The organism is Bacillus sp. FSL W8-0519 (assembly GCF_038005585.1).
GTDB lineage: Bacteria > Bacillota > Bacilli > Bacillales > Bacillaceae_G > Bacillus_A > Bacillus_A paranthracis.
In genome coordinates, this window is sequence record NZ_JBBOTL010000001.1 from 1,010,467 (window position 1) to 1,028,190 (window position 17,724).

A 17,724-nucleotide genomic window follows, 5' to 3' on the forward strand; every position below is an offset into this window, starting at 1 on the left:
TGGTGACTGATGAATATCATAGAAGAGTTACTTCGACTGTTTCATCAACAACAGGAAGAGAATAATAGTACGAATCGTTCACTGGTGTTTTGGTATGATGCACAAAGTGAAGGGCGTGATGTGACAGAAATAGAAGAAGCAATCAAACGGGAAAATATTCAATTTCATTATTTAGACGAACATAATGCTTTCCGTACAAAGGTTTTATTGGAGAAAGAGGATACCGATAATTCGTATTTAATTTATGCTCCATTTCCAAAACCAGAGGATCGGGAGAATTTTTTATTAGATATTTTATTATATAGCGGAAGTTACGGTGAGTTTCAAGCTGATGAGGTTGCGATTCGTATGAAGGAATTGCGTTTAGATCATCTTGCAATCCGACCATTTTTAGAAGAGCATACGAAGTTCTTTGATAATAAGCAACGTGTAGCGAAGTTTCAAAAATTACTTCCTAATAAGTCAACAGTTGAGCAGGTAAAGCAAACGATGCTGGCTGTGTTATGTAATGCTAAAAGTATTACGCCACAAGATATTTTAAAAAGTGTTGTAGCTGGTGGAAGTTTATCTGATACAAATGAAATGCTTGAGCAAGTTGCTAAGTATTTGGATACAGAAGTATTTTATACGTTCATAGAAGAGTATTTTGGAATTGCTAAACAAGACGATAATCGTCTTGTTCAAATTATGGAGACAATCGTGTTCCAGCATTATGCTGCATACTTAGATGAGAAGCTAGTAGCGTTTAAGTATGAGTCAACAGTTCCGAATATATGTAAAGTGTTTATTGAAGATTGGTTAAAGTCGGAAGAAAGAAATGTACTAGAAGGAATTTTAGACATATTAGAACAAAAGTGGAATGTAACACAATCAGTGGACCAGTACACTTATCAAGCTTTTCTTCGATGTGACACGTTTGCAGTAGTAGAGCGTAAAATTCTTGATGTTTTACATGAGCTACTTCTAAATGAAACGATAGTGGTAACAGAGTGGAAGAGTATTTTAGCTGAGCGAAGTAAGAGCTATTGGTATAAGACTCGTTTTCATAAGGAGTATGAACTGTTAGAAAAGGCACTCCGTTTGTATGAGTGGAAAGATGTATTTGAGCGTAATGACATTCCGAAGAATGAAGAGGAATGGGTTACGGTTTATACAAAGAAATATTATAATATCGATCAAGCGTATCGTCATTTTCAAGTGCATTATGTAAATGAGCCTAATTTAGATGAATATAGTGAGTTATTGGAGCGATTAACGTTTTGGTATGAGAATCGATATTTAGTAGAGTTAGGTCGTTATACAGATGAGATAGTAGAGGCTAAATTAAAAGAAAACTGGCCAATTACTGATGTAATGCAGCAGAAGAACTTTTATCGTTATATGATTCGTCCGCTTGTGGAAGGTTCTAGAGAGCGTATTTTTGTGATCATTTCTGATGCACTTCGCTATGAGATTGGACAAGAGTTAACAAATAGTTTTAGTCAGCGATTGAATACAGAAGTAAGGTTAATTCCTATGCAAGCATCGCTACCGACGTATACACAACTCGGAATGGCTGCGTTGTTACCTGGAAAGATATCTGATATTGCAAGTGATGGTACTGTATATGTAGATGAAATTTCTACAAAAGGGTTGCAAAATCGAAATAAGATTTTACAATCGCGTGAACCAGATTCTATTGCATTAAAAATGGAAGAATTCATTGGTTTAAGTAAGGAAGACGGTTTAGGATTTATAAAAGGAAAACGTGTTGTCTATTTATATCATGATAATATCGATGCGATTGGTGATTCTGGTAAAACGGAAGGTTATACGTATGAGGCTGTTGAGAATACGATAGAACGTGTAAAGGTTGCTGTTCGAAAGCTGACTGGTACGTATGACGCTGGCCGCATCTTTATTACAAGTGATCATGGGTTCTTATATCAATCTTCACAAGTAGAAAAACATCAGAAAACAGAAAGTATAAAAGGTGATGTTTTTGATAGTAATCGTCGATTTGCTATCGGGAAAGATTTAATAGAGCCTGAAGGAACAGTAAAGATTTCTTTGAAATATTTAGGGCTAGAACAAGAAGCGGTTATTGCGAAAGGATTAAATCGCTTTACTGCTGGTGGTGGACTACGCTTTGTTCACGGAGGAGCAATGCCGCAAGAAAGTATTGTGCCTTTAATTGAATATCGTCAGTTAAAAGGAAAAGCACGTAAGGCAGAGAAAGAACTTGTAGATGTTCGAGTTACTTCTATTCAAAAAGTCATTACAAGTTATCAATTTATCGTGCCATTTTTCCAAGAAGAAAAAGTGTCAAATGAGTTATATCCACGAACATTGCGCGCAGCATTTTATCGTAATAATGAGCGGATTTCAAATGAATTAACAATCGTATTCGATTCTAAAGGAGAGGTAGTAGAGCGTCAAACAGAAGCTGTATTCCATCTGCTAGAAGATCGTTATAAAACAGGTGATGTTTGTGTACTACGTTTAGAGGATGTTTCGGGACGTACGACAGAAATGTATAAAGAAGAAGAGTTTGAACTAAAGTTATATAGTATTTAATAGGTTGAAGGCCTTCCGATTATTTCTAATATTGGGAGGCCTTTTCTTTTTGCTATAATGAAATATAGAAATGTTATTGGTAGGAGGAGTCTTATGTTAGAGGTAGGCGATATTGTTAAAGGATCGTTATGGCCTGAAATAGTAGAAATAAAGAAATGTGAAGATATACAAGGAAGTTTTTATCGTGTTGAGGCATATGGAAAAGATAGTAATCAGTACTATCAAGTAATTATGCTCCCGGAACAGTTGCAATCAATTGAAAAGTTGAATGATTTAGCCGGGAAAACTTTGTTATCGCCAAAACAATTACAGCGTTATATGTTATATCGAGAACTTTTGATTGATCGGAAATTTTCTAAGTCTCGTGCATTAGGAAACAAAAATATTCTACCACTTCCACATCAAATTGAAGCAGTTTATGGGAGAATGTTGCAAGTGCCAACTGTCCGTTTTCTGCTTGCGGATGACCCGGGAGCTGGGAAAACAATTATGGCAGGTATGCTCATTCGTGAATTGAAAGCAAGAAGAAGTGCGGATCGGATTTTAATTCTTGTTCCTCCATTAGTATTGAAGCAGTGGCAGCAAGAACTACATGAAAAGTTCGGAGAAGAATTTACGATTGTGACACGTCATACTTTAAAAGAATACAACGGTAAAAACCCATTTGTTGAACAGAACTGTATATTAACATCTCTTTATTGGGCATCAAGAGATGATATTAAAAGTCTTGTGATGGAAGCTGATTTTGATTTAGTTATTGTAGATGAAGCTCATAAGATGGCAGCTTATACAACAGGTAATAAGAATAAAAAAACGAAGCGTACAAAGATATATCAATTGGGAGAAGGGATTCTTAGGAATAGTGAGCATGCTTTGTTGTTGACTGCTACTCCTCATAAAGGAGATGTAGAAAACTTTCGTCATTTAATGAAGCTGATTGATCCAGATATTTTTTCTTCTATTGGGATTAAAGAAACGTTACGTGATAAAACGAATCCATTTATTATTCGGCGCTTAAAAGAAGGTTTGAAGCAATTTGACGGCACTCTTCTATTTCCAAAGCGTACAACAAAAACAATTAAATATGACTTGTCAGATAGAGAATTAGAACAATATGAGGCTGTGACAGAGTATGTAAAAGTGCATTTTAATCGTGCGATGAGTCGAGGGAATAACAGTACTGCTTTTGCAATGATTTTATTACAAAGAAGATTAAGTTCTTCTATAGAAGCTGTGCATTTATCATTAGTACGTCGCCATCAACGATTGGTAACATTGTTAGAAGTGATGGAGAAAAAACATGTTGATCTTGAGGATATATCTGTAGAGGATTATGAAGAAGCAACATTTGAAGAGCAAGAACTATTAGAGCAAAACAGTGAAGAAAGTATAGATACGATTGATCCGAGAGAGCTGGAAGTAGAGATTACAGAGTTAGAACGTCTTATTCATCATTCGAGTGATATTCGCCAAAATTGTGTTGAACGTAAATATATAGAACTTGAAAATACGTTGTTTGGAACGGATGGCCTTTTGCAAAAAGGAGAAAAAATTCTCATTTTTACGGAATCAACAGACACGCTGCATTATTTAGAAAAGCGCCTTAGTACACACGGATTACGTATTGCTAAAATTATTGGAAAATATTCTATGGATGAGAGAAGAAGACAGGTGGAATTTTTCCGAAGTGATTATCCAATCATGCTTGCAACAGATGCGGGTGGAGAATCAATTAACTTGCAGTTCTGTAATCAAATGGTGAACTATGATATTCCGTGGAACCCAAACAAACTAGAACAACGTATGGGACGTATACATCGTATCGGTCAAAAGAATGAAGTGTTTGTTTTTAATTTAGTAGCGGGCAATACACGTGAAGGTGATGTGTTACATACTCTTTTAGTAAAAATGGACAAAATGAAAAACGATTTAGGACAAGACCTTGTTTATGATTTTATAGGAGATCGTCTCGAAGATCGGATGATAGATTTACCTACACTTATGCAACATGCAGTTTTGAATCGGGAACAGCTAGAAGATATAAAACGAGATGTGAATCAAGTTTTATCGGAGGAATATGAGGAGTTATTAAGAGTTGCTCAAGAAGAGCGGCTTGCAATGGATAGTATTGATCTACCTGGTATGCAACGTGAACAACAGGAAATAGCCATCCAAAAGGTTCCGATGAGAGTATACGCAGATTTTACTGCTAATACATTAAGTGATTATAGGGTTAGAGTATATCCCTCGCAAAATGATCAAATGTATCGGATTGATAGAATTCCGAAATCAATTCGTGAATTTGCGAGAAAGCATCGTATTCCATTGAAAGGGAAAGAGGATTCCTATCGTTTTACAAGCAAGGAAGAGTATATAGATGAAACGGTTTCGTTAATCCAAAATGATAATCCGTTGTTTTCTTTAGCAATCAAGCTTATGAAAGATGAGATGGAGGGAGTAACAGTTGTTACTTATGAAATCCCAATTTCAATTCAAGAGAAACTTGAAGTTGAAGGATATGAAATTAGGCTAACAGATGGAACCGGAAGAGAATTGCATAAAGATATAGTGTATTTTGCAAAGCGAGAAAATGGAAATGTAATAGAATTAGATTCATATTGGTTATATGGTTCATCATTTGATGCAGCGATTCAAAAGAAAGAAGAAGGAACTCATTTACTTATGCAGGCAATGGATCATGTGATGCAAAAGCGAGAAGAGTTCGTCATAAGAAACGAAACACAGTTAAATAAAAAAATACAATTTTTACGTCGTGCGTTTGATTCGCAATATCAAAATACGATGGATAAGTTGGAGAAATATCGCAATGAAAATGTAGATAATCGTAATTCAGCATTGATTAATCAGATGAAAGCGCAGCTACTCGATATTGAAGACCGTCGTAAAAGTCGTCTTGAAGAAGTAGAAAGGGAGAGAAATGTAAACGTTATGCCTCCGTATAAAGTGATGCAAGTAACCTTAGTACCGGATAAAAAGAATATTTCTCGACTTATATCAAGTGATTATAAAGAATTGATTAATGAGTATGAGGAGAATAATCAACGTAAGAATGTTAAGACATATTCCAACCTATCATTAGTAGATTTTATGAGTGAAGATGAAAATGGAAATACACGCTGTATTATTTTAATGGTAGATGAAAACTTTGTTTTATCAATCAACCACCAACGGGATTTGGAAGAATTACCGTTCGATATATTCATATATGTTATACAAAATAATCAGGTTGTAAAAGAATGTAAGTGGAAGGGGATATATATATAATGAGAGCTCAAACAATTCAAATATTTTTACCAGATGGTTCACCTAGAAGTATTCGTATAGCTGAATTTACAAGTGGAATTACTCAAATTATTGTAATACCGAGAAATAAATTGGAAGAAGCAAAGAATAGAGAGGAATTACAAAATGTAGGGATCTATTTCTTATTTGGCTCTTCAGATGATAAGGCGAAGGATCAGGTCTATATTGGCGAATCAGAAAATTGTTTTGAACGTTTAAAACAGCATAACGCGAAAAAAGATTTTTGGAATACTGCGTTAGTGGTTATTTCAAAAACAAATACTCTTACAAAATCATATGTAAAATATTTAGAGCATTTTACTTATAAAAAAGCAAAGGAAGTTGGGCGCTATGAAGTTGAAAATAGTATGATACCAAAAGAATCGTATATAACAGAATGGATGCAAGCAGATTTAATGCGTGTATTTGAAGATATAAAAATTTTAATTGGAACATTAGGTTATCCGTTATTTGAAGAATTACACGAGGCATCAGCAAAGCAGGAAGAAGTATTAACTTGTAAAGGAAAAGAAGCTTATGCAACAGGAGAATATACAGATGATGGCTTTGTTGTCTTTAAAGGATCAAAAGCAAATATTGAGGAAGCTCGTACAGCGGGTGCATCGGTAATTAATATGCGAAAAAAATTATTAAATAGCGATATAGTAGAGAAAAAAGAAAATGTATATATTTTTAAGGAGGATTATATATTTAGTTCTCCAAGTGCGGCGGCTGCGGCAGTACTAGGGCGACGTGCAAATGGATGGACAGAGTGGAAAGATAATGATGGGCATACATTAGATGAGTTAAAACGTCAAAACTAGCGGTGTAAGTTAGAAAGGAAGAAGAATCATGAGTAAGTTAAGTAATACTCTTCGTATGATAGAGCTTCTTCATGGAAGGGGAAAAATGAAAATTAGCGAACTCGCAGAGGAGCTTGAAGTTAAGGAGCGCATGATCCGCATCTACCGAGATGAGCTTGAAAAAGCAGGTATATTTGTTGAAAGTGAAAGAGGACGTGGGGGAGGATACTATATTTCTAACACATCTTTATTCCCAATAAAAAACTTGTCTCATAAAGAATTGCGTGCTCTAACATTTGCGATTGAACAATTACTATCTAAAGGAAATGCTATTTATTCAGGTGATGCACAAGTAGCTTTGGATAAGCTGAAAGCATTACGGAAATTGGAGAAAGATCGAGAGCGTCATATTTATTTTGTGCAGCGATCCAGACCAAATTATGAGTTTTCGGATGAAAATCGAAAATATATACAGTTACAAGAAGCCTTTGGAGCAAGATGCAAAGTGAAAATTCAGTATGAAAAACGATCTGGTGAACGATCTGAACGTGTCATTGCTCCATATGGATTTGTACATTACAATGAGTTTTTCTATTGCATTGCCATGTGTGATCGTAGAAAAGACACACGTATGTTCAAATTGTCCCGAATGAAAGATATTCGAATTATTTATGATACATACACAATCCCTGGAGAATTTGATATTCGAAAAGAGTTCCCCAGGTTCGGTATTATGAATGAACCACTAGAGTTGGAATTACTTATACATCCACCGTTTTCTGTGTCCGTGCCAGAATCAATTTGGGGAGAAAATCAAATTATAGAATATAAATCGGATGGTAGTATTCGTTTTCAAGCAACAATGAGTGGGAAGGAATCTATAAAGAAATGGATTCTTGGTATGGGAGCGGCTGTAGAGGTAATAAAGCCTGATAGTTTAAAGGAAGATATTATTCAGGAAGGAAGAAAGTTGCTAAAGTTATATGGAAAGTAACATGAAATATGTTTAAGGAAGTTTATATATATAATAATAGATTTTATAGAGCTCCAATTATCCATGAAGAATTTTGGGTTCTGGTGCAAAAAAATCTATAAAACTTGGACATACTGATACTAGCACCCTAAAAAAGGATGTGATTGGTATGGAAAAGCAAAATCTATTCAACCGGATATTATTTTATTAACCATAAGATGGTACTTACGGTACAACCTCAGTTTTCGTGATTTAGTCGAAATGATGGAAGAACGTGGGCTATCTTTTACTCATACAACTATCATGCGATGGGTTCATCAATATGGTCCCGAATTAGATAAGCGCGTACGATGTCATCTTAAATCAACCAATGATTCTTGGCAAGTCGATGAGACGTATGTGAAAGTCAAAGGTCGATAGATGTACCTATATCGTGCTGTTGATTCAAAAGGAAATACAATTGATTTTCATTTAAGCAAAAAAGAGATCATAGGGCTGCAAAGCTTTTTTTTTAAGAAAACTTTGCAGTCTTTTCATGTTCCAAAGCCCTGTGTGATTACAGTAGACAAAAATCCGGCCTATTCTATAGAGATTGAAGAGTTAAAGAAAGAGAAAAAGAAAAAGATGCCTGTAGGCATCCAAATAAGGCATATAAAATACCTTAATAACATTGTAGAGCAGATCATCGTTTTATTAAAAAGAGAGTTCGTTCAATGTTGGGATTGAAATCTTTTCGTACAGCTAAATCTATTATTTCAGGAATAGAAGCGATGCATATCATTAAAAAAGGTCAACTTATTTTACGGGACAAGTCTGTCCAAAATGAAATGAAGTTTATTCATCAACTATCCGGAATGGCTACATAAGAATAGATTCCATTAATCTATATGCCTCTTTCAAATAGATGCAATCTTTGCACCAGAACCGCTTTTCTTATATTCTATAATAACCTTCTTATAAATAAGAGACAAATTCCATATAAATAAACTTTGTAGATTAATTTATATAGCTAACCCGTAATTAATAATAAATGTTGGATTTAATCGTGAATATTGTTTATATATTTCACTAATTAAAAGAGGATGAATGTGCTTCAATCTAAAATAGAGAATTTTAGAAAGAGAGAAGATGAATTAGTTGGCAAACAGAAAATATAAACAAAAAATAGATGAAATCAGTTTGAGAAACTATGTTAAAATATTCCTATAATATATTATTTTAGGAATATTTTGGTTTAATCTGAATGATGATAATTAAAAGACAGGCAGATTAGGAGTACACTTAAAATTAAATATAAGATATAGGAGGAGAGCAATGATTGCAGAAATATACAATAAAATATCTCAAACAGGTAGTAACCTTTCCAACCGACTAGAGGACAAATTAACTGGAGATTTCTTTGGGACAATCAGATATTTACCTTTTGAGATAGGGATGAAATTAGTACTCTCCTCGGTACGGTTTAATGAAAAAACAATTGATGACGAGTGGCAAAAACTTATTTCGGACTGGGAAGGGCATCCTGGTCAACTCGATTTTTGGCACCGCCATTTCGAAGGTGAGATAGATTTATTGCTTAGATTGCATAATGCTGTAGTGGGGATTGAGGTTAAGTATTTGAGCGGGATCTCTTCAGAAGATGAAGAAACAGAGCAGATAATAAGTGCCGAAGAGAGTAAAAATCAATTAGCGCGTTATGCACGAATGCTAGATGATATTGGAGGTGTATTACCCAAATTTCTTGTTTTTTTAGCTCCATTTCCTATTATGCAATCGGTGGAAAAGGTTTTGGGGAACCATTCTATTATTTCTAAAAATGTAAGTCTTGGATTCCTGTCATGGCAGGGAGTACTGGAATCACTGCAAGGTATTGATATAAATTCATTAGAACAGTGGCAAATAATGATTATTGAGGATTTAAAGGCACTGTTAGTTAAAAAAGGCTTTGTTCGTTTTACAGGATTTACGACTGTATTAGAGGAAGACTTTGTTACTAAAGATGGATATATCTTTCATGGTCAACTTAATCGTTATAATACCTTAATATGGCCATTAGATAAAATAAAGGAGGTAAACCCTTATGTCTTTAACAAGTAATTTAGGTCAAAACATTACTTTGTCTACTAATATTTTACAGAAAACATATGAAAATCTTAATCTGCTTTTCATTGAAATGGATCGGATTGGAGAAGAAGAAGGATTTATGTCTTTAACACCGAAATTCCTCAGGTGGAAGTCTGAATCAAATACAAATGGATGGCTTACAAGTAACTTTATTAAGTTATATCAACTTCAAGAAAATTCATCGGTTCCACATCTTTCTGATTTAAGAACAGGGGATATATATTGTGTTGAAGTGAGTTTGAACAATGGGTCGGAGGATTACCCCGAAATCACTCTTGCACGATTTACATATGACTATGATTTCTGGACCAAGATGCCGAGTGTCTCTGAGCATTGGGTTTTCTATTATCCATTTAGGGATGAGAATAATTTCGAAATCCAAGAAAAAAATGGTATTTGGACCAGTAAGCCATATGAGAAATCAAAGAAAAAATATTGGGGAATTCAACAAGGGATTGCACAGGTTATACCACTTCTGCAGGTTACGTCACCAGAGACCATTAGAAGTGAGATTTTTAAAGTTTTATCAGAATTACCAGGAAGTGATCCAACAGTATAAGTAGGACTAAAGCTTAGATTTGTTTTTCAAAAATAGACGAGGATAGGCTATATAAAGAAAAGCCCTTGACTATCAAGGTGCTTATCGACACTCTGATTTACTCAATGGTATATTTGTTATATAAAAATAAATTGAAATATTGTATTTCATGTAGTGTGTAATTTAAAAATCTGCTATACACCTCGTGCAAAGAATAAAGCAGTTCTTTACATATTTTCACTAATGAAAGGGGAGATAAGGTAGCGTTATGTAAAATAATGTGTACCGGAAGTCTATGGTAAATATGGCGACAGGAATTACAGTAGAAAAATGGCTAGAAAATGAAGCTTATGATGATATTGGAGTGCTTCGTCAAGCGTATGAGAACGAAATACTGACAAAAGATGAATTGAAAAAGTTTGGTAAACGATTAAGAAAAGAGTTATTCGGCGATAAGGTGGTATGTAGACTACAGTCATTTGAGAATTTTATAGACCGAAAAAATGTAGAGAGAATTAGAGTGTATGCAACCGTGATGCAGCCGACAGGAGAGGGATATGAAGTTTGTGGCCATCCTCTTGAGGAGTATGCTTCATGGGATATTTCAGCTGTCATTCAGGCAAATGGTTTTAACAAGGTGTTAAAGAAGGGAACTTTATTCACTTCACGTTATCGAGCTGCTTACGATAACAGACATTTATCGGACATCATTACCTTGGATTTAAACACTTACGAAGAGATTAACGTTGCATTCTCTGAACTATTAGTTCAGCTTGGCGGACCATTACTAGCGGATGCGGCCGAAGCTCATTTTGGCGCTGACATGGAAAAAGCTATGATAGCAGAGCTTCTTGAAGTCTTTCAATCTACACAGGATACATTACAGATAAAACAGAAGCAGTTAGCGGAACAGCTTGAGGAATTGGCAAAACGCGAAAATGCGTATCAAGACAGATTGCAGTCGCTGGAACCTAAGGAAAAGGAATGGGTACAATTACTTGCGCGCGCCAGAGATCTTATGGCATTAGAAAGCGGTTTTGGGTATGAAGAAGGGTGGGAGGGTAGTAGTTATCCATGGAATAATGAAACTGTTGTTGAATTGCTGCAATCGCTATTCTATCATAATTCTGAGGATGATTTAGTATATGAGGAGTCTGTCATTGAGAGTTTTTTTAGAGCGCTTCAGGCCAACATCCTTGTAATACTAAGTGGTCCTTCTGGTACAGGAAAATCAAGTGTGGTTGCTGCAATGGCGAGGGCGATTAAGGGTGCTAGGGCGAAGTTCATTCCTGTGCAGTCAAGTTGGACTGACACGCAGGATTTACTGGGATATTTTAATCCGATAGAAAAACGATACATAGCAACGCCATTTTTGGAGGCGTTAGCAGATGCAAAGGATGACCCGAATCACTTATACTTAGTTTGCTTGGATGAAATGAACCTAGCTCACGTGGAGTATTATTTTTCAGAATTTTTGAGTGCACGCGAGCAGAAAAAGCCGTTCATTCGTCTTTACAGTCAGCGTTATTTCTCTGATGCGCAACGTCTGGTTGAAAGCATAAGCTTAACTGAGAATATGAGTACTAGAGATAGAGAGAGTTATGAAAATGCATTGGAGCTCACATCTCGATATCCTGCTATCTTTACTATACCGGAAAATGTCCGTTTCGTAGGAACTTTGAATATGGATTACACTGTTAAACCGCTAAGCCCAAAGGTTATAGACCGTAGCCTTGTTATTGAACTAAAGCATTCGGACCACACTAATGAAATTAAAGACAATGTTTTAAAAAATGTTAAATTTGGTTTCATTGAGGTAGAGCTTGCGAAGTTTACGGAACAGCATAGACAGGAAATTGATGTGGAAGCAGAAGCCAAGCAGCTTGTAGCACTTTCTGAGCAGTTGAGTAAAATCCCGAATGTCCGCTTGAACAGCCGCGGATATAAACAGCTGATAGGATACTTAACTCGCTTGCATACTGTGGAAGAGCATCATATTGACCAGCTTATTTATACAAAGCTACTCCCGCGTATTGTGGTATCTAAACGGGATGAATCTGAGGTGGCGCTGCTTCAAGATTTTTCTGCCAAACTGACTAACTATCCCCTTTCTCATGGTAAGTTCCGAGAAATGCTACAAGGAACACGTAGTGTTCAGTTCTGGTGATAAAGATGGAACTTTTGAAAATATATGTGAATGAAATTAAACACGCACTTAATCAACAATATAGTGAGACTTACATCGAGGAGTTTGAACCTCTCATGCAGGAGGGTGACTACTTTCTTATGCATGAATATAGCAGGGGAGAGCAGGGGAAGCTTCTTCGAATTGGCGTACATGCCGAGAATGCGTTTCAGGTGGTCATTCAGTCACTAGATACAGAGGTCCTGCTGACTAGGTCGAAGAGTATGCCTGATGTTTGGTATGAGAAGAGGAAGTATTGGTTTGAAGGTGGATACCAAGAGAGCTCCGAAACATGCTTTGGCATGAATGCCTGTGGGGAATGGAAAGTTTTAGCTTTAGATGCGCAAGGCAGAACATTAGAGGAGAAACGTGTCATTGTCTTGCCATGTAATATGACATATGAGCAGTATCAAACTATGACGGCAGAGGTTAGGAGTCTTTTTGAGTGGCTTGCTTTCAGTCCTGAAAATGGAGATGTTTTAAAGGAACTGCAGCAGCCACTCTTCCCTCTTGAAGAGCTAGTTAAATTGGTTAAAGAAATGAAAGAGTGGATCCACGAAATCTGCGGTCAGCCAATCGAGCATCTCACACGGACAAGGATGAGAGTTTCGCGCTCTCATATTAATAGGTGGGATGGACGGACCATTTTAGAAGGAGTGATGTTTCCATTCCGGGAGCAGTTGTCCGTGTCCACTACGATACGAGAAACGAATGTAGATGAGCATCGTATGATTCGTTACATGTTAGAAATAATTAAAGAGCGGATTGTACGGGAGATGTTGGTTGAGCACTCTGCATATCAGCACCTATATAAAGGATTGGAAGGTCGTAAACAGACACTGGAACATTTAGGTAGGAGATCGGGTAGCTCAAATCCATTTGTTAATTTCCTAAACGCGGGACGAAATGAACAGCAGCGAGGATACCGTATTGGTTCTGTAGGAAATATGAATATAAGGGAACATATCCAAAAACGTGTAAGTATCATTGAGAAGGAGTTGAACCAACTTCAAGAGCGTGAAGTAATATGGAAACAGTGCTGTGCAAGCATTGATGCTATGCTAAATGAACCTCTCTTTGATGTTGAGCCGATTACGCCTGAATTAACACATAACTTTATTCATAATTGTTCTTACGGTGCTGTATATGAATTGTATGAACGCTTTGAACAGCTGGAGCCTCAACTGGAGCCTACAGAAAAGGAATTTATTGAGGCAATGGTAAGTTCGCCCCATTTGTATGAAGTTTGGATTTTATTAAAGTTTCTGCAGCAATTGTATAGGGTTAAGTTCGATTTTACAGGTGTGATACAATCACTGGTAAACAAGTATATGAAAGATAAAACTGTTAGTGGCTGGAGACATTGTTTTCCTTTTAAAGAGGGAAGCGGTGAATGTTTCATCTATTATGAACCGTATATTGAGGTGCAAGGCGGGAACCTAAAGCCGGATTATTTGATTTTGTATCGGGCAGAAAGAGGGCAAAATTGGCAAGGACATACACTTGATGCCAAGTACAAGCCATATAAGCAACTCAATCAGGATGTAATCGTGGATGATATACAAAGGTCATGTTACCGTTACTTAAATAATATTGAGAATGACCAGGTATGTATGAAGAGTGCGGCCTTGGTGCACACAGATATACATGCAACACATTGGAATGTCAATCATGATGCTGTGTATACAATTAGTCACTTTTCTGTGCTGCCAGGAGATACAGAAAATTTAAATGTGTACTTTAAGCGGCTATTTCATTACTTTGGAAAACGTAAGAAACTATGCATGAGCTGTGGTGATATGGCTGATGTACAAGACCAAGGATACAAACAAACTTATATTTGTCCAAATGACGGTGATGTGTGGGTGGACAATACGTGTCGACATAGACAAGGTCATCCCTTGGAATATAGAAGTATAGACTTAATGAAATATGCCTTCGGAAACTATAATTGGCAGGTACCCAATCAGTGGGATGTTCACTGTCCTGTCTGCAATCGAAATTATGACGGAAACGTGTTAAATACTGATATTTTCGGAAGGTAAATCTTCTTTCTGCTCTCTTACATGTAAAAGAGGTAACTTTAGTAAGCGTTCTCTGAATGCACGATTTGTAAGAAGCTTGTTCTAATCATAGACTGGCTTCTTACGCGCTACTAGAGTAACATAGTCATTTAATAAGGGAGCTGTATATTTTCTATACAGCTGTTAAAATATTTATTCTTTACAAAAACGAAATGGTTCAACAAATCTTGATCAAGAGGCAAAAAATTTATCTTTCAAAAAAAGATAAAGACTTGCTACATAAAGCCCCCCTCCTTGTACTGCAAGGGGGGGCTTCACCCTGTCAATTCTCTGAACGCTTTTTTATGCAGTATTTTTATATAAATTGATTCTATTAAGTCCAGTAATGCAAGGGTAGAATGTTTATTTGTACAAATAAAATCTGCTAGTGCCATTATTTCTAGAAATTCTGTGCAATTTCTGTACAGTAGCCATACTGATTAGTAATATCGATTTATAAGTGTATGATTTTGCGCATCATGGTCATTTTATTTACATGATTTGAATAAATGTATAATTCCCGTTGGCTATTACTTAAAATAATTTTTAATACTTATTTAATATTTTGTATAATTAATGTCTGGTGATTATGGCGAGAAAGGCACACACCGACCCCACCCCAAAGCTGCATTTGAAAGTGGTTAAAAAGAAGATTTATCCAGCTCCTAATAGGGAGAGGGATAAAATGTTAAGTTTATTAATGGTTTTGTTTTTTCTAAGTATTAAAATTGTAATTAATACTATTGTTACCGCCATTGTTTGCGTCGGAGTTTTTTTGGGAATTCATAAACTTAAAGATGTAGGATATGGCATTGTAGTCCTGTTACTTATGTTTTTTGGAACTTTATGTTTAATGGCTGTTTGTATTGTTCTGGATATTTACTTTTCAACAAACGTAAAGAGTATTATTTTTTTAAAAAATTTTCGCGTGAGCTGCATAAATTATTCTAGAATATTCTAATACGAATGAAGCACACGGATGAAAGAGCAAGATGGAATTTTTGAAAAATATAGGGGCCATACCGAACCAGGGGGAACCAAAGGATCTACTTTGATCCAAGTTAAGTTTCTCAGCGCCGATGATAGTGGGGGCCTTGCCTCTTCATTATTAGTACTTTATCTTTTTCCTCACATCCTTCTAATAATCATTTATCAGAATTATATTCACGAAAAATGATTACTCTGCGGTCACAAGGAGACTTCTATCAAACTATTTCCCATCATACAAAACTCTTTCATGCTTTAGGAGTCTTTGTTTTTCTAACTTACTCCCAAGTAAGTCTCTGTTCACATAATTTTAGAAAAAAGTCTTTATTATAGGTGTTTCATACAATCTTGAAGTTTTTTTGTTTTAAAAATGTTAATTTTTGCAGAATCAATATTTAAAATTGAGTACCATTTTATTTATTTTGAAGTCACAATATAGTGTAAATCTATTTTGTGATCAATAATGAAATAGAGGCAGCGAGTAAGGTGTACTCGTTGTCTTTTGTTAACAAAATAGACGAGATTTTGTAGGTAATGCGACCAATTCTGTGACCACTAGCTTTATATAGTATGAAGGTAAACAAATAATAACCGCATCAAACGTTAATTTGACATAGTTTCTACGACTATGATCCTGGAGAAGCTCGAACTCACGATCTCCACCCTGTCAAGGTAAAGGTCTTGTTTTATCTCTATATTAGTGATACCAAACTTTTTCTATACAATCCTCTTGCACCTCCCCCAACGTCACCCCCTAACCTAAAGAAGACAAATCAAAAAGGGGGGACCAAACCACTCATGAAAACCACCACAAAAGAAAAAAGGAACACCATCATCATGCTATTACTCTCAGCTGCAATAGGAATTTTTTCACCACTACTCATGTACATCACACTGGCACGTAAAAATGAGGTGTACAAATACCATTGCCGAAAGGCTTTCAACTTTCATTTGTTAATCTTTCTTCTATTTAATATTAGTTCGCGTATTAGTGATGTTTTGTTTTGGAGTGTGTTTGCCTTTGAGGTAATTCAAGTAATTATTGTTGCGTGGAAAGTAATACGTAACGAACCGTATCGTTATTTCATTCGAATTCCGTTATTTAAAGAAGATAAGTATGCATTGGAAGGAGAATAGGTGATGAAACAAGAAGTGGAAATAAGGGGAAAGCGAATTTCTATTATGATTGCCGTGTTGTTTATTGCAATTTATATTGTTTTACGAAAAAGAAAGTATGAGTACTTTTATGATGGTATTAGTGAGTATGAAAATCGTTATAGAGGGAATGTTCCTTTTTTATTGCTTGTTGTAGGTTTGTTTCAATATTGTAGGCAGAATGAGATGAGTTTTTCTCGTATGCTTCAGTATGTGCAAGAGAAGTTAGCGGAGTAGGTGATGATATGGCGTGGATGATTAGTGAGTTTGCAAATGTTGGGGATGTTACGGTACGGACGCTTCGTTATTATGACAAGATTAATTTATTAAAACCGAGCGATTATACTGAGGGCGGACATCGGTTATATACGAAAGATGATTTGTATGTGCTGCAGCAAATTCAATCATTTAAGCATCTTGGTTTTTCGCTTGGTGAAATTCAAAATATTATATTGCAGCGTGATATAGAGAAGGAAGAATTTTTAAGACAAATGCATTTTCAAAGAGAGATGCTGTTGGCAGAGCAAGAAAGAATTGCGAAGGTGCTTTCGCATATGGATGAGATGACGAAGAAGTTTCAAAAGGAAGAAAGAGTAAATGTTGCTTTGTTTTCTTCTTTTCTGCAAACTTTTATTTGGGAGAAAGAAAATAAGGAATGGCTAGAGGAACACTTTTCAACGGATAGTGTTCGAGCTTTTTATAATAATAAGGAACTAAAAGAAAAGTTTGATCGGCGTTTTATGGATGCAATAGGGAAGTTGAAAAAGTATAAGGAAGAAGAGAAGGATCCGAGTCATTATGACGTTCAAGTTACCTTGAAGGAATTTTTCAATGTAATAGAAGAGGTAACGAACTATTTTGATACACCTCAAAGTGATATAGAGGACATAATCCCAAAATCAAACCTCCCACTATCCGAATTCCCAGCTCTCTTCACAACTGAAGAAGAAAACTATATAAAAGTAGCAATGAAGCAGTTTAACAACTAGTTAAACTGCTTTTCCATTATAATAGAAGAAAAACCAAACGGAGGAAAA

11 protein-coding genes and 1 pseudogene are annotated in these 17,724 nt (G+C 35.8%); all 12 read left to right on the forward strand.

What is annotated here, in order from left to right:
* Nucleotides 1–9: 9 nt before the first annotated feature.
* The 12 genes and pseudogenes from pglZ to NST14_RS05255 all read left to right on the forward strand — a co-directional run bounded on the left by pglZ (nt 10) and on the right by NST14_RS05255 (nt 17,676).
* Complete coding sequence (pglZ, locus tag NST14_RS05200) at nt 10–2,556, forward strand: BREX-1 system phosphatase PglZ type A (protein ID WP_229143297.1); 2,547 nt, start codon at nt 10–12, stop codon at nt 2,554–2,556.
* A gap of 93 nt (nt 2,557–2,649) precedes the next feature.
* Complete coding sequence (locus NST14_RS05205; protein WP_229143296.1) at nt 2,650–5,841, forward strand: DEAD/DEAH box helicase; 3,192 nt, start codon at nt 2,650–2,652, stop codon at nt 5,839–5,841.
* Nucleotides 5,841–6,683, forward strand: coding sequence for a GIY-YIG nuclease family protein (locus NST14_RS05210; protein ID WP_229143295.1), 843 nt, complete (start codon nt 5,841–5,843; stop codon nt 6,681–6,683). Before NST14_RS05205 ends, NST14_RS05210 begins: the two co-directional genes overlap by 1 nt.
* A 28-nt stretch (nt 6,684–6,711) precedes the next feature.
* A complete protein-coding gene (locus tag NST14_RS05215) occupies nt 6,712–7,656 on the forward strand; it encodes a helix-turn-helix transcriptional regulator (RefSeq protein WP_229143294.1) in 945 nt (314 codons plus the stop codon).
* Between the two features lie 165 nt (nt 7,657–7,821).
* A pseudogene (locus tag NST14_RS05220) lies at nt 7,822–8,501 on the forward strand (IS6 family transposase).
* A 448-nt stretch (nt 8,502–8,949) separates the two neighbouring features.
* Nucleotides 8,950–9,732, forward strand: coding sequence for a hypothetical protein (locus NST14_RS05225; RefSeq protein WP_229143293.1), 783 nt, complete (start codon nt 8,950–8,952; stop codon nt 9,730–9,732).
* Nucleotides 9,716–10,318, forward strand: coding sequence for a hypothetical protein (locus NST14_RS05230; RefSeq protein WP_229143292.1), 603 nt, complete (start codon nt 9,716–9,718; stop codon nt 10,316–10,318). Before NST14_RS05225 ends, NST14_RS05230 begins: the two co-directional genes overlap by 17 nt.
* A 283-nt stretch (nt 10,319–10,601) precedes the next feature.
* Nucleotides 10,602–12,464, forward strand: a complete 1,863-nt coding sequence (locus NST14_RS05235) for an McrB family protein (protein WP_229143290.1) — start codon at nt 10,602–10,604, stop codon at nt 12,462–12,464.
* A gap of 320 nt (nt 12,465–12,784) precedes the next feature.
* Nucleotides 12,785–14,527 (forward strand): hypothetical protein, encoded by a 1,743-nt coding sequence (locus tag NST14_RS05240; RefSeq protein WP_341118371.1) that lies wholly within the window; start codon nt 12,785–12,787, stop codon nt 14,525–14,527.
* Nucleotides 14,528–16,330: 1,803 nt separating this feature from the next.
* Nucleotides 16,331–16,669 (forward strand): DUF4870 domain-containing protein, encoded by a 339-nt coding sequence (locus NST14_RS05245; RefSeq protein ID WP_229143283.1) that lies wholly within the window; start codon nt 16,331–16,333, stop codon nt 16,667–16,669.
* 3 nt (nt 16,670–16,672) lie between these two features.
* Complete coding sequence (locus NST14_RS05250) at nt 16,673–16,924, forward strand: hypothetical protein (RefSeq protein ID WP_229143281.1); 252 nt, start codon at nt 16,673–16,675, stop codon at nt 16,922–16,924.
* Between the two features lie 8 nt (nt 16,925–16,932).
* Nucleotides 16,933–17,676: a MerR family transcriptional regulator gene (locus NST14_RS05255; RefSeq protein ID WP_164690533.1), complete on the forward strand. Its 744-nt coding sequence runs from the start codon at nt 16,933–16,935 to the stop codon at nt 17,674–17,676.
* The last annotated feature ends 48 nt before the right edge of the window (nt 17,677–17,724 follow it).